This window comes from Nocardia sp. NPDC057272 (assembly GCF_042668615.1).
Classification (GTDB): Bacteria; Actinomycetota; Actinomycetes; order Mycobacteriales; family Mycobacteriaceae; genus Nocardia.
On sequence record NZ_JBHUYK010000024.1, the window covers coordinates 93,634 to 111,433 of the forward strand.

Consider the following 17,800-nt stretch of genomic DNA (forward strand, 5'->3'; position numbering starts at 1 on the left):
TGCCTCAGCGCTCGGGCAGTTTCCCGACCGCCTGTCGCAGCAGGGACGAGGCGATCGCGCAATAGTCGTCGCGGAATCCCTCGGTTCCGTGTACCGAGACCTCGATGGTCTCCTCCCCGGCATCCGGCATCAGGTAGGCGCGGGAGCAGATGGCCTTCGAACCGCCCTTGCCGAGATGGATCTGGATCCCGTCGACCGTAACGATCTCCAGGTCCTTGCCCTTGGTGCTCGTACTCGTGCTGACAAGCTCGAGGGTGACTCGCACGCGCCCGTCCCACCGGCAGGTGTGCGCGTCGGCGATCGTGGGCTCGGGCGGCAGGACGCCGATCTTCTCGGCGACGGCGTCGCGATCGAGCAGCGCGCACGGTTCCAGCAGGGCCAGCGAGTCCTCCCGGCCCTCGGCGCGCGGTGCGGTCGTCAGTGAACGGGCGAGGTTGGCCGCGACGTAGTCGAGACCCGCGCATTCCTTCACCCCGGACGGATTGTTGAGCACGATGACGATGCCGGACTCGCTCTCGGCGCCCGGGCTCGCGATGGCCCGCGTACAGGCTGCCGCGCTGCCGTCGATGATCGGAACCCCTTCTACCACTGTTTTGTTGGGCGTCAGGTATTCGTCCTCCCGTCCCAGATACAGATAGAAGGAGTAGCGGTTGGAACTGGCGGTACACCCCCAGCTCGGGGACGGACTCAGCTCCCATGTTTGCGCGGCCAGTGGCGTCGGCGCCACCGGCACCGAGTCGCCGAGGGCCGAGGTCAGCCAGGGGCAGGCATCGATCTGCCGCAACTGCGCCAGGGTCAGCCCGGTCACCGGCCCCGGCTCACTCTCTTCACGCGTCGCGAAGTAGGTGATCCCAGCGAGCGCCACGAGCAGAGCCGCCAGTCCGCCTGCCAGGCCGGTGCGTGCCCTCGGACTCGCCGCACCCCACCGAAGACGCCCGGATTCCAGCGCACGCCTGCCGTTTTCGATGCTCGCTCGACCCGCCTCAGCCATGACCACCGAGAAAGGCCGTCCAGGTGCGGGTTCCGGTGCGGTGACCGCGGGCAAAGCGGCGAGCAGCGCCGAGATCTCGTGCTGCTGGCGTCCGATGTCATCGAGCACGGGGGCGGGCCATGGCGGCGGACCGCTCGGCTGGGCACCGAGATAGTCGAGGATCTGCCCTGGAGTCGGGCGGGCTGCCGGATCCTTGCGCAGGCACGCGGCCAGCATCTCGAACAGCGGCTCCGGTACCCGGCTCAGATCGGGTTCACGCTGGGCGATGTTGAACAGCGTGTACGGCACCGACGGTGCGGCGAACGGTGCGACGCCGGAGGCCGCGAATGCCAGGACGGAACCGAGGGAGAAGACGTCCGAAGCCGGTGTCAGCGCATACCCGAGCGACTGTTCCGGTGACAGGAAGTCCGGCGTACCCATGGCCGTCGCGGTGGCGGTCCCGGCGGCCGGGGTGATGCCGACTTCACCGAGACGACCACTGTCCCTGGCCAACAGCACCGTGTCGGCACGGATGCGCTGATGCACGAGGCCTGCGGCATGCACGGTCCGCAGCGCCGCGGCGAGGGCGGCGGCCAGGGCACGAACGGCAGGCACAGGCAGTGGCCCGTGTTCGGCTACGGCGGAGTCGAGGCGCATGCTCGGGACGAATACCGATGCCAGCCAGGGCTTCTCAGCGTCAGCGTCGACGTCGATCACCGTCGTGTTGGCGGATCCGGATACCCGCATGGCGGCAATCGCGCTGTGCCGCATTCTGATCCGGAACTCCGGCTCGTCGAGCAGTTCCGGTAGTGCCTGTCGTACGACGACCAACGAGTCATCGGGGCCGGTGGCGAGCACGGACCGGAATCCGGCCGCGGACTCGAGTGTGCCGAGCACTCGGTAGCGGCCGATGGTGGGTGGATCGCCGGGACCGGGCGGATGGATCGTCATGATGGAGGCAACTTCTCGAGTACGGGTTCGAACAAATCGGCGACGGTCTCGCAGTTGCCATCGGCCTGGGAGGTGTTCGGGTAGTAGGAGGCCCGCAGTTGCTCGGCCTGATCGTCCTTGGTCGGCATCACCATGAAGACGAAGGTGCAATATGTGGGACCGCTGCCGTCGAGATAGACGGTGCGCTCCCCGATCTTGCGTGTCTGCCGGACCTTTCCACCCGTAACGTTGTCCGGCCGGATGCTCTCGGCGACGTCGACCGTGAAAAGGCCGTTGGCGCCGGTCAACGCGCAGCCGTGGGGAGTCGATGAGCGCACGAGGTCACCGAGCGACGAACGAGTTGCCGCGAGGTCGACCAGCGAGCACGGGTCGTGCGGCAGCAGCGAACCCTGCGGGTAGGTCCGCAGCGGCGGATTGACCGACAGTCGCCGGACCACCGCCGAGAGTGCGCGTTCGGACTCCGGGCAGAGGTCGCCCGCGGGCGGATAGGTGCTCGCACTCATCTTCAGCACCATCGGCAAACCGCTCTGCGTCACCACCATGCGGTCACAGGAGGCGGACTCCTTGTAGCGTCCGAGCACCGGCATCCAATTGATGGTGCTACCCATCGGCTCTTTGTCATCGCGCACGTCGGCGACACTTTCGCTGGTATCCAGGCTGAAGGACATCGTGCGACCGGACTGAGCGCGATACCCGACGGTGCAGCCGCCGAAGCTGTTCGGGACGACTTCGCTTGTCGCCGTGCCCAGTTCACCGAGCACCGACGGATCCAGCAGCGCGCAGATGTCGAGCCGGCGGGATTCGTCGTCGGTGAGCGCCAGTGGCGGATCGTCCATCGCCACCGCGTTGCCCTCGACGCCGACGCCCCAGAACGCGATGGCGCCCAGCACCAGTGCCGAAACCGCCGCAGCGGCGGGAACCAGTCTCGCCCACTTCGGCTTCGGCTGTTCGGGCGCGATCGACGCTGCGGCAGAGGCGGTTCCGTCAGCCCAGCGACCGGCCTCGGCCTGGCAGTCGGCGATGCGTCGGCGGATACGGACCGGCCAGACGGGTTCGGCGTCGATCCGGCTCGCCGCGTCGAGCAACTGCTCGGGGGTCGGTCGCGCCGACGGGTCCTTGGCGAGGCAGGCATCGACCAGCGCGCGGATCGGTTCCGGAATTCCGGTGGTGTCCGGGGAGCTGTAGAGCACGTTGTAGAGGACCTGCGGGGTGGAGGCCGCGTCGAACGGGCTCGCGCCGGTAGCCGCCATCGCGAGGACCGCACCGACGGCGAAGACATCGGAAGCCGGTGTGAGCGGCCGGCATTCGGCCTGCTCGGGCGACATGTACGCGGGCGAGCCGATCACGGCGCCGGTGGCGGTGAGGTTGACGTCGTCCTCGAGCGCCCTGGCGATGCCGAAGTCGATCACGCGTGGACCGTCGTTGGTGAGCAGGATGTTGCTCGGCTTGAGGTCGCGGTGCACCAGGCCGGTGCGGTGGATCTCGAGCAGCGCCATCGCCAAGCCGGTGGCCAGGAGTTTCAGCCCGTTCAGGTTCAGGCGGCCGAACTCGCCGATCATGTCCTGCAAGCCAGGGCCCGCGATGTATTCCGAAGCCAGCCATGGCGTTTCGGATTCCGCGTCGTGGTCGACCACGCCCGCGGTGTAGGCGCCCGTGACCTGCTGCGAAGCCAGCACCTCCCGCCGGAACCTGGCACGGAACTCCGGATTGCCGGTGAACTGGCGGTGGATCTGCTTCACCGCGACCAACCGGCCGTCCTGGCCCTGGCCGAGCAGCACCTGTCCCATGCCGCCCCGGCCGATCACGGCCAGCAGGCGATAGCGGCCCAGCTGTTCGGGATCCTGCGAACCCAGCGGTTTCATCGCCGCGCCTCCCGTGTTCACCACGACCCGCTCAGTAGCGCGTGCTGCGCGACCGCCTGCTGCCGAATGTCGGTTTCCTGGTTGCTGTAGAGGCGGACCACGAACTGGTTGTGGCGCACCAGGCAGGAGAACCGCCGGGCGGGAACCGACCTGTTGTCCGGCCTCGCCGCGCGGTAGCAGGAAACACCCGAGAGTCCCGGCGGACCCGCGATCGGCGTGTAATCGGCTGCCAGCGAATGCTTTTCCTCGATGTCGGCGTAGGTCTTCGCGGCTTCGCTGTCACGGGTGCGGTACAGGAACTTGTTGTACGACACCGCGATCGCGTCGATCGAGCTCTGTTCGAACTCGCGCAGGTTGATCGACGGATCGTCGCGCAACAGGGCATAGGAACGAGGCCCGTAGACCATGAAATCCCACTTGTCGGGCCAGTAGTCGCCGGTCTTCACCACGTGGGTGAGCAACTTGTCGCTGTCGAGTTTCAGCTTCGGCACGTCGGCAGCGCGCGTCGGAACGAATGTGTCGAGCTCGGCCAGCTGTGCGCGGTAAGTCCGCGTGAGCAGATCGGTCAACAGTTCGGGACCGGGCTCGATGATCTTGGCGTACAACCTGATCACCAGGTTCTTCCACACCAGCCAGCTCCCGACCGTCGGCACACCGGGTCGCCAATGGGACAGTGCGGCAGGATATTCCGGGAGAGGCAGGGGAGCGTTCTCGGTGTTCGCGGTGAAATCCGCGGCCGCCATCGCCTGCGCGGCCGCCATCGCCTGGGCCTCGTCGGGGAGGGACAGGATCGTGATCGATAGCAGCTTGTGCTTCGATTCGTTGTCCGACTGGCCGTTGCTCGCGATCGCGCCGTAGCCGGCCAGCACGTCGAACGGCCCCAGTGCGGTTCGCTGTACGCCCGAGAGCAGATTGTCGACGCCGTGTACCCCGACGACCAGGCCGCCACCGTTGCCGTAGGTCAGCTGCGGGTCGACACGGTCGGCAAACAGTAACCGCTCGCCGATGCGCACGGATTCCACCAGCGTTCCGCGTACCGTGTTCGGGGCGTCGTCGTAGTCGCCCGCCACCGGTTCGAGGGCGTAGTCACCGTGATCGGGTGCGGCGTTGTCACCGCATGCCGCAGCGAGCAGGGTGAGCGACAACAACGGCGCCAGCCAACGCAACCGATTACGCACGTACATTTCCCCTCCGACCGCAGCGTCGAACGCCAGGCCCCTCCCGAACTCTGCCGTGAAACTATCACCTGCGAGTTCGGCGCCGCTACCGCGCGGGCAACCGTCCGACCGCCTGCTTCACGAGCGGATCGGCGATCGCGCAGAGTTGTCCATCGCGCTGGTTCGGGTTGCTGACCGACACTTCGACATCCTCGCGGAAGGTCTCGCCGACCTTGCGGAACTGATACACCCGGCGGCATTCGTTCGACCCCAGCATGACGCTGCCGAGATCCTCGACCAGCACACCGTCGCCGATATCGATCACCTTCTCCTCCATCGAGGTCGCTCGGCGCCGTGGCTGCGACAACGTGATCCGCACGGTGGAATCACCCGACCACTCGCAGGAGTGCGCGGATTTCGCGACCGCGGGGCCGAGGGCAGCGAAGGCCGAATTGTCCACCAGGGCGCAGGGATCCACCGATGACAGTGACTTCTGCGCGGCGGTGTCGGGACGCAGTTCGCCGAGCGAGGCGGTGAGCCGCTCGAGGACGTGGTCGGCGAGGCCGCATTCGGTGCGCGCGAAGGTGTCGACGATGATCCCCCAGCGCGCGGCTTGCTCGCCGCCCTCGATGGCGAACGCGCAGTCGTCACCGCGGCGGGCGATCGCGTAACCGTTGACCACCTGCTTGCCGGACTCGAATCCGTCCAGCGCGGCACCGATCTCGACGGCGATGCGCGCGCCACCCGAGTTGCCGTCGCATCCCCAACTCGACGTCGCCTGCCAGCGCCAGGACGAGACATCCGGCGAGGCTTTCGCGGCGACCTCGGTGGGCAGGGTCTGTCCGAGCGCCTGCGGCACCCAGGTGCACGCATCGGTGCCACGTAGCTGGTCCAGGCCGGGGAGCGTCGCGGTCGGTATCGCCTGCGGCGTGTTCTCAGGCGTTGTCGCGGAGTCGTTGCCGCGCAGGACAACCGCGGTGAGCGCGCCGGCGATCACCACCGCGATCGCCGCGATAATTCCCAGCCGGAGTGCGGTCCGGCGCTTCTCAGCAGGCACCTGGGCGGATGGCGGTGAGCTCGGCGTGTAGGCCGGAATGATCTGCGTCGCTTCGGGGTCCGAGGTCAGCGCGACCAGTTTCTGTGTCTGAGCGGCGATTTCGGCATGGACGGGCGCGGGCCACGGCTGCGCTTGAACGGGCAGGACCCCCAGGTAGTCCAAGATCTGAGCGGGTGTCGGTCTGGCCCTCGGGTCCTTGCGCAGACAACCCGCGATCAGGTCGCGCAGCGGCGCGGGGACACCGTCGAGTTGCGGTTCGCTGTGGACGATGTTGAACAGGGTGTAGGGAGCGGAGGACGCCGCGAACGGTGCCGTTCCCGTCGCGGCCATGCACAGCAGCGAGCCGAGGGAGAAGACGTCGCTCGCGGAGGTCACCGGTTCGCCGTTCGCCTGTTCCGGTGACATGTACGCGGGCGAGCCGACCACGGCACCCACTTCGGTGAGCGCGGCCCCGGTGCCGACCGCCTGCGCGATGCCGAAGTCGATCACGCGTGGTCCGTCCGCAGCCAGAATCACGTTGGCGGGCTTGAGATCTCGATGCACCAGGCCGGTGCTGTGGATCGAGTGCAGCGCGGACGCCATGCCGGAAGCCAGGGTGCGCAACGCGGGCACCGGCAGTGGGCCCAGCTCACGCACCGCTTTGTCCAGCTCGACCCCTGCGATGAATACCGATGCGAGCCACGGTGTTTCGCCGGTTGTCTCGAAATCGACCACTGCGGCGGTGAATGCCCCCGACACCCGGGCGGAGATGGCGACTTCACGTTCGAACCGCGCCCGGAATTCACGATCGTCGAGCAGATGCGAATGAATCTGCTTGATCGCGACGAAGCGCCCGTCGGGGCCCGTCGCCAGGACGACCCGGCCCATCCCGCCCGCACCGAGCACACCGCGCACCCGATAGCGCCCGATCATCGGCGCGTCACTCGTCGACAGCGGCTCGATCAATTCGGTACTCCCCCAACTCGCTTCTCCGCCGCACCGGGCGGAACGGCCGAGATTCCAGCCGCACTTCGCCAGAAACCTAGCATTTCGGCGTCTGGGTCAGCGACTGCTCCGGCTCGCCACCACCACCGCCGCCAGCACGATCACACAGCTCACGACGGTGGTGAGCGACAGTCTCGCGTCGGCGGCGTCGAGCACCATCGCCGCGACCAGCTGGCCCGCCACCGAGGTGAGTCCGAGCAGCAGAACGCCGATCAAGCCGACTGTCACGGCGGCCAGGGCGATGAACGCGACGCCGATCAAGCCGCCGGTGTAGAGCCACAGGTCGGTGGGGAATTCGGTGGGCAGGCCCGTGGTGGCGAGGGTGTACAGGTCGAGCAGGAGCAGCGCGGTGAGACCTACACCGAAGTTGAGCAGGGTGGCGGTGAAGGGGCCGCCGGTGGCGCCGACCCGGCCGTTGACCGCCTGTTGCCAGGCCAGACCGATGCCAGCGAGGGCGGGCAGGACGATGAGCAGGGCGGGGATGTCCGGGACGCCGGTGGTGACGGTGGCCGGGGCGGCACTGCCGCCTGCCGAGAGCACGACCCCGGTGATGCCGAGGGCGGCCGCGACGAGGCGCCACGGGGTGATCGGGGTTCGGCCGTTCGGGGCGAGGCCGAGTCGGTCGACGACGAGGCTGCTCAGGAGTTGGCCCGCGACCACCGCGACAGTGAACGCGGTGACGCCGATCGCCGCGACGGTGAGTCCCTGTGCCGCTACGAAGAACGCGCCGCACAATCCGCCGAGCAACTGCCAGGGCGCCAACCTGCCCTCCGACACCGCCGCGCGCACCTCGGTGACACCCGCTCGCAGCGCCGGGCTGACAGCGAAGGCGATCAGCAGCGCGATGAGCCCGGTGCCGAAGCTGATGGTGGCCGCCGCGATCCCGTCGGCCAGCCGCGCACCCAGCGCGCCGTTGATCCGCCCCTGTACCGCGACTCCCGCCCCGATGGCGAACCCGAACACGAGCCCGACGGTCTTCCGTCTGCCAGCGAAGCTCGTCGCTCGTCCGGGACCTCGACGGTTGGCAGTCGGCGTCACGTGATGGGCGTCCTTGGTGCGAGGTGGGCGGGAGGCTACCCGGGTTCTCCCCCTTGATCAGGGGTTGCGTTCTCAGTCCTACCACGCTCGGTGCCGTGACGCGGCGGCAGCCAGGTCGGCGTCAACGTGGCGGCGACCAGCAACACTGAACCGAGGAGCGCGATAGTCGTCGACATCGCGAGCCACTGCGTCGCGACCGCGACGAACGCGAACACACCCAGCGCGACGATCTCGGAGAGCAGCCCGGACACCGAGGTGACGGTGGCCCTGGCCGGGCCCTCGATCGCATCCTGGAGCCGCGCGCCCGCGATGACCTCGGCGTTGAAGTCGATGCCGTAGGCGATGCCGATGCCGATGAATCCCACCCAGACCAGCCCAGGGCCCGCCGCCACCCCGACCGCCAACGCGCCCGCGATGAACAGGATTCCGGCGACGAACAGCGCGAGGGCCAACGTACGAGACGACACGACCTCGGTGCGGCCCGCCAGCAGCGAACCGATCAGCGAACCCGCGACGGTGACGCCGACCAGCAGCGCCGAGGTGCTGGTCGACGCGCCGCCGGACACCGCGAGCAAGCCGAAGTATTCGTCGAAAGCGGTGACGCCGTACAGGAGTGCGCCGAGCAGCACGCCTCGACGCACCCTGCGGACGTGCAGTGCTTCGGAGAGGCCGGTTTTGAGCATGGCGAGGTAGCGCGACGAGGTGGAACCGTCCGAACTCGCCTGCGGCGCCACCGCTCCCGGTTTGACGTGCGGGCCGACCGGTCCGGGTGCGGGCTCGTCGTCGAGATCGTCGACAGCGGTGGCGGAGATGGCGACGGGCGCGCTGGGCAGAGCCAGCGCGGTCAGCGTGTGCACGAGGCCGACACCGACGCTGACCCAGCCGACCAGCGCATAACCGCCGACGGCGAACAACGGTGCGGCGGCGACGATCGCCACGAGCACGGTGCTCTCCTGCGCGCCGCGGGTCCACCCCATGATTCGCGCATAGGCCGACGGCTCACCACGCGCGACCAGATCGTCGTAGATCAGCGCCTCGAAAGTTCCCGATTCCAGTGCGCCCGCGATACCCCAGACCAGGAAGCCGAGCGCGAAGCCGACGAACGACGGCACCAGCATCCAGAGGATGAAACACGCGGCCTGCAACACACAGCTCAGGACGAGCAGGCGTCGGCGCGACACCGTGTCGGCCCACGCACCCGACGGGACCTCGAGCAGGAACGCGGTCACCGACCAGATCGCCAGCAGCAGCGAGATCTGTGCGGTACTCAGCCCGTGATCGGCGAAGAGAACGCCGTAGAGGGCATAGATCGGTAGCAGGTCGCGGGTGCCCTTGAACAGGACCGCGCGCACCGTGAGGTCGCGGACACCGGTCGGCTCACGCCTCAACCAGGCCACCGCGTGCCGGAGCGGGGAAGATCAACAGCCGTAGACGAGCATCCGCATGGGTTCCATCGTTCGCGTCGCGCCCGGGCGGGTCAAGCGATTATCCGAGCGGGATCCAGCCGTTGGCGGCGAGGGAATCGTCCTCGTCGGTGGCGCTCACCAGCGGCCGGCCGTCGTTGAGATCGTTGATGAGCTCCGAGACCGGGTGCGAGTCGCTGTAGTGGTAGCCCTGGGCCAGAGCGAAGCCGAGTTCGGTGAGGACGGCGGCCTGGTATTCGGTTTCCACGCCCTCGGCGATGACCTGCAAGTCCAGCGATTTGCTGAGCGCGGCAATGACGCTGAGCAGCGGCGGGGCGGGGGAATCGGAGCGGATGGCGGCGACGAAGGACTGGTCGACCTTGAGGATGTCGCTGGGGATGGTGGCCAGGCGGCTCAGCGAGGAGTAGCCGGTGCCGAAATCGTCGATGGCGATGCGCACGCCACGGTCGCGCAGGGTGTGCAGGTTGGTGATCGCGGTCTGGGATTCGGCGGCGAGTTCGCTCTCGGTCACCTCGAGGACGAGCTGGTCGGCGGGCCAGCCGGTATCGGACAGGATGGTCGCGACCCGCTCGGCGTATTCGGTTTCGGCCAGTTCGAGGCCGGAGACGTTCACGTTGAGGGTGAGGTTCAGCGACGCGAAGCTCTCCTGCAGGCGGGCGGCGTCGGCGCAGGCGCGGCGCAGAACCAGCTCGTCCAGGTCGGAGATGAGGTCGTATTCCTCGGCGACGCGGATCAGGCCCTCGGTGGTGACCTCGGGCTGCGCGCTCGACGACCAGCGCAGCAGCGCCTCGACGCCGACCGCCTGGCCGCCGTCCTCGGTGAGGCTGACGATCGGCTGGTAGTGCACGTCGAGCGCACCGCGGTCGATGGCCTCGCGCAGTTCCACCGCCAGCGGGAGCTGACGCGACGATTCCAGCACCGTGCGATTGCGGCCCGCCTGCTTGGCCCGGTACAGGCCCACGTCGGCGCGGCTGACCAGCAGCGAACCGGACTCGCCCGGCTGCCAGGAGGTGACACCGGCCGAACAGCCCATGGTCACCGCGGCCCGCAGTTGTTCGGTGAGCAGGATCGCGGCCTGCTCGGTGGTCCCGGGCAACAGCAGCGCGAACACGTCGCCGCCGAAGCGGGCCAGCACCTGGCCGGGCGCGAGCAGGTCGAGCCAGGTATCGGCGACCCGCTGCAGGACGGCGTCGCCCGCGCGGTGGCCGAGGTGATCATTGATCTTCTGGAATCGGTCGAGGTCGACCAGCACCAGGGCCATGCCCTGGCCGCCGCGACCGGCCGCGTCGATCGCCGGGTTGAGCTGCTTCTCGAAACCGCGCCGGTTGAGCAGGCCGGTGAGCACGTCGATATCGGCTTCGGACGCCATCCTGGTCAGGATGCCGACCACCACGCCGGCGCCGAAGGTGACACCGGCCGGGATGAGCCCGGACCACCACGGCAACCCGCGCGCGGGCAACACCAGCAGGCACAGCACCATCGCGAAACCGATGTGCGCGGCGGCCTGGGTCCAGGCGAAGAACAGCGCCGCGTCGCAGGCGACGAAGACGAAGAACGAGGCCAGTGTGATGGCGCCGACCAGGTTGGGGAAGTCGTAGACCGCGATGGCGACGAGCACCGCCGCGGTGGCGAGGTAGGCGTGGTGCAGGCCGTGCGGCATCCGCGGGCCCCACGCGAGCAGCGTGAGGCCGAGCACCACCGAGATCGCCGCCGCGGTGCCGACCACGGCGCGATTGCCGTCGTCGCCCGGCGCGACGGCAGTGATCATCAGGCCGAGGACACCACCGAGAACGTAGAACGCCCCCGTTGTCCTGGCCATGACTTTTGCCGTCGCCAACGCCGATGCCGCCCGCACCCGGGTTCGGGTATCGCCGCGCGCCCCGATTCCTCGCACGTGCACCAGCCTAGATGTTGATGGGTCAGGGTGTTTGCCACATCCGACAAATGGGTCGCCAGCAAACACTGAGCATCTTACGGCTTCAGGATATCGGTACCCACGAATGGGACCAGCGCCTCGGGCACCCGCACCGAACCGTCGGCCTGCTGGTGGTTCTCCAGGATCGCCACGATCCAGCGCGTAGTGGCCAAAGTGCCGTTCAACGTGGCCGCGATCTGCGCTTTCCCGTTCTCGTCGCGGTAGCGGACCGAGAGCCTGCGCGCCTGGAAGGTGGTGCAGTTCGAGGTGGAGGTGAGTTCGCGGTAGGTCTGCTGAGTGGGCACCCAGGCCTCGCAGTCGAATTTGCGCGCCGCCGAGCTACCCAGGTCGCCACCCGCCACGTCGATCACCCGGTAGGGCACATCGATGGCGGCCAGCATCTCGCGCTCCCAGGCCAGCAGCCGCTGATGCTCGGCATCGGCCTGCTCAGGGGTGGTGTAGACGAACATCTCGACCTTGTCGAACTGGTGCACGCGGATGATGCCGCGGGTGTCCTTGCCGTAGCTACCGGCCTCGCGGCGGAAGCACGACGACCAGCCCGCATAGCGCTTCGGGCCCGCGCTCAGATCGAGGATCTCGTCGGAGTGGTAGCCGGCCAGCGGCACCTCCGAGGTCCCGACGAGGTAGAGGTCGTCCTCCTCGAGGTGGTAGACCTCGGCCGAGTGCTGACCGAGGAACCCGGTTCCCGCCATGATCTCCGGTCGCACGAGCACCGGCGGGATCATCATGGTGAAACCGTTGGCCACGGCTTTCTGCGCGGCCAGCTGCAGCAGACCCATCTGCAGCAACGCGCCGTGGCCGGTCATGAAGTAGAACCGCGAGCCCGACACCTTGGCGCCACGTTCCATGTCGAACAGGTGCAGCGACTCGCCGAGCTCGAGGTGATCCTTGGGCTCGAAGTCGAAAACCGGTGGGGTGCCGACGGTTTCGAGCACGACATAGTCGTCCTCGCCACCCGCGGGCGCGCCGTCCTGCACGACATTGGAGATGGCGCGCTGCGCGGCGTCGAGTTCGGCGTCGGCCGCGTTCTCGGCGAGTTCGGCCTCTTTGACCTTGGTGGACATGTCGGTGGCGGCGGCCAGCAGCGCGGGGCGCTCCTCTTTGCTCGCCTTGCCGATCACCTTGCCCATGGCCTTGTGTTCGGCGCGCAGGTTGTCGGCGGTGGCCACGGCGGCCCGGCGCGCGGCGTCGGCTTCGAGCAGGGCGTCGACGAGCGCGGGGTCCTCACCGCGGGTCCGCTGCGAGGCACGGACGGCTTCCGGGTTCTCGCGCAGGAATCGGAGGTCGATCATGAGAAAACAGCCTAGTTGAAGTGCCAATCGGGCAGCACAGGGGCATAGTTGCGGTGTGAGTACCTCTTTCGACACCGCCGTCATCGATACCGCGCTCGCCGATCTCACCCAAGGGGAAAAGACCTGGGCCGCGACCGACCTGCGTCGCCGCCGCGAACTGCTCGACGAACTGCACGCGCTCACCGCCCGCGACGCCGAGGCCTGGGTCGCCGCCGCCCGCACCATCAAGAAACTCGACGCCGACAGCCCGCTGCTCGGCGAGGAGTGGATGTCGGGCCCGATGACGATGCTCGCGGGCGCGCAGGCGCTGAGCGAGTCGATGGCGGCGCTCGAGAAGGGCGCGAGCCCGATCGACGATGTCGACCTCACCACCGCCCCCGGCGGCCGGGTGGCGGTGCCCGCGCTGCCGCACGGCGTCTACGACAAGCTGCTGCTGAGCGGGTTCAGCGCCGACGTGTGGCTCAAGCCCGGCGTCGATGCCGCGACCGCGCGCCGCAAGGCCGGACTGGCCCAGCGCGACCCCGCCAAGACCAACGGTGTGGGCGCGGTGCTGGGCGCGGGCAACATCATGTCGATCGCGCCGCTGGACACCCTCTACGAGCTCTACGCCAACAACCGCGTCGTGGCGCTCAAGCTCAACCCGATCACCGATCCGCTGCTGCCGGTGTTCCAGGCGATCTTCGCGCCGTTCATCGAGCTCGGCGTGGTCCGCATCCTCACCGGCGGGGCCCCCGAGGGCGGCTACCTGGTGAACCATCCGCTGGTCGCGCACGTGCACATGACCGGCGGCGCGCCGACCCACGACGCGATCGTCTGGGGTCGGGGCGCCGACAAGACCGGCGAACCCATCCTGGACAAGCCGATCACCAGCGAGCTCGGCGGTGTCGCGCCGTGCATCGTGGTGCCCGGTGAGTGGTCGGCTGCCGACCTGAAGTTCCAGGCCGAGCACGTGGCCACCCAGCGCTTGCACAACGGCGGCTACAACTGCGTCGCCGCGCAGACCGTGGTGCTCGCCGCGGACTGGCCGCTCAAGGAGCAGTTCCTCACCGAACTGCGCGCCGCGATCGACAACGCTCCCGCCCGCACCGCCTACTACCCGGGCAGCGACAACCGCGTGGCGGGCGCGCTGGCGAGCTACCCCGACGCCGCTCGCGCCAACGGCCGCCTCCTGGTCGAGAACCTGCCCGCCGGCGACACTCCGCTGCTGCGCACCGAGTACTTCTCGCCGGTGCTCGGCGTGGTCGAGCTGCCCGGCGCCGGGGCCGAGTTCCTCGGCAACGCGGTCGACTTCGCCAATGAGGAGCTGATGGGCACGCTCGGCGCCAACATCATCGCCGACCCCGCGACCATCACCGAGCTCGGCACGAAACTCGACACCGCGATCGAGAACCTGCGCTACGGCACCGTCGCGCTCAACGCCTGGACCGGTCTCGCGTTCCTGACGCCGCGCGCCAGCTGGGGCGCCTACCCCGGCCACACCATCGACGACATCCAGAGCGGCATCGGCGTCGTACACAACGCCTTCCTCCTCGACGATGTCGAACGCACCGTGGTCCGCGGCCCCTTCCGCCCCGCTCCGCGTTCGATTCTGCGCGGTGAATTCGCCCTCACCCCGAAGCCGCCGTGGTTCGTCTCGAACAAGACCGGCACCTCCACCGGCCGCAAGCTGACCGATTTCTACGGCGACGGCAAACTGCGTCGCATACCGGGCATCTTCGTGTCGGCTCTGCGGGGCTGACCCGGCAGTCCGCCGCGACAAATACACTCGTCGACGATGTCGAAGAAGCAGAGCAACCCAGCCGAGGGACCCGCCGCGCCCAGTCGCGGCGGCGCCCTGCACCTGTCCGCGACAAAACTGCGTTGGGGGCTGCTGATAGGCGCCCTCGGGGCGATCATCGCGGCCATGGTCACCATGGCCGTGACAGGCTTCGACACCGACAAGGTGGAAGCGCACCAACCCGGCGCCGAACCGGTGGTGCGTGACAAAGAGTTCAGCAGCGCGGCGCAGGGCGACTGCCTGACCTGGTCCAAACCCGACCGCAGCGACCTCGTGAAGGTGGGCTGCGGCGACAAGCACCTCTTCGAGGTGGCGGGTGTCATCGACCTCAGCGCCTATCCGGGGCGTGAGTTCGCCGAGGGCACCCGTCACCCCGATTCGCTGCGCATGACCGAGCTGCGCGACGAGCACTGCGTGACCGCCGTCCAGAAATACCTGGGCGGCCGGTTCGACCCGCGCGGCAAGTTCATGGTGAATGTGATGTCGCCGAGCCCGGCCGGTTGGCAGCACGGCGACCGGACTCTGCGCTGCGGTGTCCAGGTCGCGGCCACCGCCACGAGCCCGGCCACCACCGGCAGCCTCGCCGAGAGCGATCAGTCCAAGATCCATGCCACCGGCACCTGCCTCGGCATCAATCAGAACCTGCCCACCGACCCGGTCGACTGCGCCCAGCCGCACTCGGTGGAGATCGTCGGCACCGTCGACCTGGCCACCGCCTTCACCGACGGACCGCCGTCGGAAGCCGATCAGGACAAGTTCGTCGAGGCCGAATGCAATCGGCTCTCGGGCGACTACCTCGGCAGCCCCGATGCCATCCGCAACAAGACACTCACCCTGTTCTTCGACTATCTGGAGCCCGCCAGCTGGCTCGCCGGCAGCCACAAATTGGACTGCTGGCTCGGAAAAGGCGCCGACCGTGAGGGTTTCGCGCCCATCGTCGGCTCGGCCCGCGGCGAGATCCTGATCGACGGACAGGCCCCGGTGCCCCCGCCCAACACCGGACGTTCCACCCCGGCGCCGCTGCCGGGCGCCGCGCCGCTGCCGCCGCAGCCCCAGCCGAGGTGACGTTGTCCGAGCGGATGCCGGAGCGGCGTTTCGAGGAGTTGGTCAGTGACGCCCTCGACCAGATCCCGGCGGAACTGTCCAGTGCCATAGACAATGTTGTGGTGCTGGTAGAGCCCCGAAACGACGAGGAACCGTCGCTGCTCGGGCTGTACCACGGCATCGCCCTCACCGAGCGCGACAGCTACTACGCCGGATCGTTGCCGGATACGATCACGATCTATCGAGAAGCTATTCTCGACATCTGCAACAGCGACGACGAGGTGGTCGAAGAAGTCGCGATCACCGTGATCCATGAAATAGCACACCATTTCGGGATTGACGACGACCGGTTGCATGAGCTGGGATGGGGTTAGCGAAACTGGGTGGGGAATCGATGGAACCGAATGAACCGCTCTCGCGTCCTAGTACTCGTAGGGGGAATTCTCGTGGTTCCCGATAGCCGCCACCAGAAGGAGTCGGGTCATGGTTGGACACGTTCTCGTTGCACCTGAAATCGTCCTCGCCGCATCCGCGGAGTTGGATCTGCTCGCCGAGCGCCTCGCCATCGCGGCCGGGCTCGCCGGGCCGACCACGCACGTGCTGCCTTCCGGCGCCGAAGAGGTGTCGCTGCTCGCGGCGACCCACTTCAACACCGCGGCGGGCAAGCACGACGGTTCGGTCGCCCAGGCGATCCTCGAGCTGCACCACGCGGCCGCGACCCTGCGCTCGCAGCTGACCACTCATATCGGGGAAGACGTGGCTCGCGCGGCGACGATCAACGCCGTCCAGGTGTAGTCGCACCGATCCTGTCGACGATCATTTACTCAGGGGAGAAACAAGCATGACCGCAGGGATCACCGGGGTGTTCTGGCTGCCTCGTATGGCCGAAGTCAACTCCACCACCCTCAACGCGGGCGCACACGCGATCCCGATCAGCGCCGCCGCCACCTCGTGGGGCACGCTGGCGGCCGCGTGGGGCGACGCCGCCTTCACCATCACGCGCGTGATCGCCGAAGTCGGGGTCGGCCTCCAGGGTGTCAACGGCATCGCCGTGCTCGCTCGTCTGGCGCCGTTCGCGGGCTGGGCCAGCCAGCAGGGCATCGCGTCCGCGGCGATCAGTGCGAAGTGCGCGGCCAACGCCACCGCGTACACCGTCGCGTCGATCGCGATGCCGAGCCTGCCCGAGATCGTCGGCACCAACGCCGCGGTGGCCGCGTCGGCCAACCCGCCCGGTGTCGTCTCCGGCGCCTTCGAGGTCGCCGAAGTCGCGCGCCATGCCATGGACATCCGCGCCGCGCTGGTGATGGAGACCTACGAGGCCGCCACGTCGGCCACCGTCGCCATCCCCAGCGAGTTCACCATGCCGCCCGCCATCGCCAGCGGTGCGGGCTCCGCCTCGCAGGGCGACTTCGGTGGCGGCGATCCGCTGCAGACCGCGGCGGCCGCGGCGCAGGCCTTCGTCACCAACCCCGGTGTGGTCAGCGCGGCCACCCAGGCGGCCAACACCGCGGGTGGCGTACTCACCGGCGGCGTCAGCACGGTCGGCAACATCGGCGCTTCCGCGATCTCGGCGGCCACGGCCACCGTGCCCGCGGGCACCGCCGCCGCGCCCGTCATGGCGGGTGTGGGGGCCGCCGGTGCCGCGGTGGGTGGCATGGCCACCACCTCAGCCGGTCTCGGTGGCGTCAGCGCGGGGTCGCTGAAGCTGCCCGAGGGCTGGGGTGCGCCCGCCGCGAACGCGTCAGCGAGCGCGCCGGTCTCGGAGTCGGTCGTCAACCGGGTCGAGAGCGCCCCCGTGCGCAATGCCAACAGCGGCGCCAACCCGCTGATGGGCAACCGGCAGAAGGGCGAGGAAGACGACGAGCACGATGGCGTCGACTACGTGCGCTCCGACGAGTTCACCGACGGTCGCTACGCGGCCGAAGGCGTGATCGGCGCCGACCTCGCCGGAACGGCCAAGTGACGGTTCTCGGCACGGGCAGCGGAGGTTCGCTGCTCGGCGCCGTCGTGCTCTCGCTCGACGACATGCAGTTCCTCCTGGAGAAACTGGAGTTCGACGAGATGCCCGTGGTGCTCGACGCCATGGGCCGCTATGACAACGTCACCGCGCACGACGCCGCCATGAATGTGGCACAGGCCGCCCTGGCCGAACGCGAGCTGCTGTTCGGCCAGGTGGTGGCACCCGAGCTCGCCGAACGGCTGCGGGTGCTCTACCGGCCGCAGTGGATCATCGCGCTGCGGTGGGTGGTGGCCGGCCAGGTCAACCGATTCTGTCTGGCGCAGGGCGACGACCGCGCGGTCGTCGCCC

The 17,800-nt window shown here is 68.6% G+C and carries 14 protein-coding genes; 6 read left to right on the forward strand and 8 right to left on the reverse strand.

The genetic code is table 11. The annotated features are described in order from the left end of the window. Nucleotides 1-4: 4 nt before the first annotated feature. The 8 genes from ACFULV_RS26935 to serS all read right to left on the reverse strand — a co-directional run bounded on the left by ACFULV_RS26935 (nt 5) and on the right by serS (nt 12,671). The gene (locus tag ACFULV_RS26935) at nt 5-1,921 is read right to left on the reverse strand and encodes a protein kinase (RefSeq protein WP_378661321.1); all 1,917 of its coding nucleotides are present in this window, start codon (nt 1,919-1,921) and stop codon (nt 5-7) included. Next, nucleotides 1,918-3,807 carry a serine/threonine-protein kinase gene (locus ACFULV_RS26940; protein WP_378661324.1) on the reverse strand — a complete coding sequence of 630 codons (1,890 nt, stop codon included), beginning with the start codon at nt 3,805-3,807 and terminating at the stop codon, nt 1,918-1,920. Before ACFULV_RS26940 ends, ACFULV_RS26935 begins: the two co-directional genes overlap by 4 nt. Beyond that, the gene (locus ACFULV_RS26945; protein WP_378661326.1) at nt 3,801-4,967 is read right to left on the reverse strand and encodes a hypothetical protein; all 1,167 of its coding nucleotides are present in this window, start codon (nt 4,965-4,967) and stop codon (nt 3,801-3,803) included. Before ACFULV_RS26945 ends, ACFULV_RS26940 begins: the two co-directional genes overlap by 7 nt. A gap of 79 nt (nt 4,968-5,046) precedes the next feature. After that, nucleotides 5,047-6,942 carry a protein kinase gene (locus ACFULV_RS26950; RefSeq protein WP_378661329.1) on the reverse strand — a complete coding sequence of 632 codons (1,896 nt, stop codon included), beginning with the start codon at nt 6,940-6,942 and terminating at the stop codon, nt 5,047-5,049. 96 nt (nt 6,943-7,038) lie between these two features. After that, nucleotides 7,039-7,944, reverse strand: a complete 906-nt coding sequence (locus tag ACFULV_RS26955) for a DMT family transporter (RefSeq protein WP_378661332.1) — start codon at nt 7,942-7,944, stop codon at nt 7,039-7,041. Between the two features lie 110 nt (nt 7,945-8,054). Then, a complete protein-coding gene (locus ACFULV_RS26960; protein WP_378661335.1) occupies nt 8,055-9,416 on the reverse strand; it encodes an MFS transporter in 1,362 nt (453 codons plus the stop codon). Between the two features lie 88 nt (nt 9,417-9,504). Continuing rightward, nucleotides 9,505-11,337 carry a putative bifunctional diguanylate cyclase/phosphodiesterase gene (locus ACFULV_RS26965; RefSeq protein WP_378637876.1) on the reverse strand — a complete coding sequence of 611 codons (1,833 nt, stop codon included), beginning with the start codon at nt 11,335-11,337 and terminating at the stop codon, nt 9,505-9,507. Nucleotides 11,338-11,414: 77 nt separating this feature from the next. Continuing rightward, nucleotides 11,415-12,671: a serine--tRNA ligase gene (serS, locus tag ACFULV_RS26970; RefSeq protein ID WP_378661338.1), complete on the reverse strand. Its 1,257-nt coding sequence runs from the start codon at nt 12,669-12,671 to the stop codon at nt 11,415-11,417. A 55-nt stretch (nt 12,672-12,726) separates the two neighbouring features. Between serS and ACFULV_RS26975 the strand changes: the two genes are divergently transcribed. The 6 genes from ACFULV_RS26975 to ACFULV_RS27000 form a co-directional block, all read left to right on the forward strand. Further along, nucleotides 12,727-14,409, forward strand: a complete 1,683-nt coding sequence (locus ACFULV_RS26975; RefSeq protein WP_378661341.1) for an aldehyde dehydrogenase family protein — start codon at nt 12,727-12,729, stop codon at nt 14,407-14,409. Nucleotides 14,410-14,445: 36 nt separating this feature from the next. Further along, entirely contained in the window at nt 14,446-15,513 is a 1,068-nt protein-coding gene (locus tag ACFULV_RS26980) for a septum formation family protein (protein ID WP_378661344.1), read from the forward strand. 14 nt (nt 15,514-15,527) lie between these two features. Further along, nucleotides 15,528-15,866, forward strand: coding sequence for a metallopeptidase family protein (locus ACFULV_RS26985; RefSeq protein ID WP_378661368.1), 339 nt, complete (start codon nt 15,528-15,530; stop codon nt 15,864-15,866). A 109-nt stretch (nt 15,867-15,975) separates the two neighbouring features. Then, nucleotides 15,976-16,287, forward strand: coding sequence for a PE family protein (locus ACFULV_RS26990; protein ID WP_378637867.1), 312 nt, complete (start codon nt 15,976-15,978; stop codon nt 16,285-16,287). Nucleotides 16,288-16,333: 46 nt separating this feature from the next. After that, on the forward strand, nt 16,334-17,455 hold the full coding sequence (locus tag ACFULV_RS26995) for a PPE family protein (RefSeq protein WP_378661347.1): 1,122 nt from the start codon (nt 16,334-16,336) through the stop codon (nt 17,453-17,455). Next, the coding region (locus ACFULV_RS27000) for an ESX secretion-associated protein EspG (RefSeq protein ID WP_378661350.1) at nt 17,452-17,800 on the forward strand (349 nt) is incomplete at its 3' end. The genes ACFULV_RS26995 and ACFULV_RS27000, both read left to right, overlap by 4 nt.

What these genes read in the sequence shown, in the direction of transcription:
- ACFULV_RS26935 (WP_378661321.1), bottom strand. Translation starts at nt 1,921, where the DNA reads ATGACGATCCATCCGCCCGGTCCCGGCGATCCACCCACCATCGGCCGC.
- ACFULV_RS26945 (WP_378661326.1), bottom strand. Translation starts at nt 4,967, where the DNA reads ATGTACGTGCGTAATCGGTTGCGTTGGCTGGCGCCGTTGTTGTCGCTC.
- serS (WP_378661338.1), bottom strand. Translation starts at nt 12,671, where the DNA reads ATGATCGACCTCCGATTCCTGCGCGAGAACCCGGAAGCCGTCCGTGCC.
- ACFULV_RS26980 (WP_378661344.1), top strand. Translation starts at nt 14,446, where the DNA reads ATGTCGAAGAAGCAGAGCAACCCAGCCGAGGGACCCGCCGCGCCCAGT.
- ACFULV_RS26985 (WP_378661368.1), top strand. Translation starts at nt 15,528, where the DNA reads ATGCCGGAGCGGCGTTTCGAGGAGTTGGTCAGTGACGCCCTCGACCAG.
- ACFULV_RS26990 (WP_378637867.1), top strand. Translation starts at nt 15,976, where the DNA reads ATGGTTGGACACGTTCTCGTTGCACCTGAAATCGTCCTCGCCGCATCC.
- ACFULV_RS26995 (WP_378661347.1), top strand. Translation starts at nt 16,334, where the DNA reads ATGACCGCAGGGATCACCGGGGTGTTCTGGCTGCCTCGTATGGCCGAA.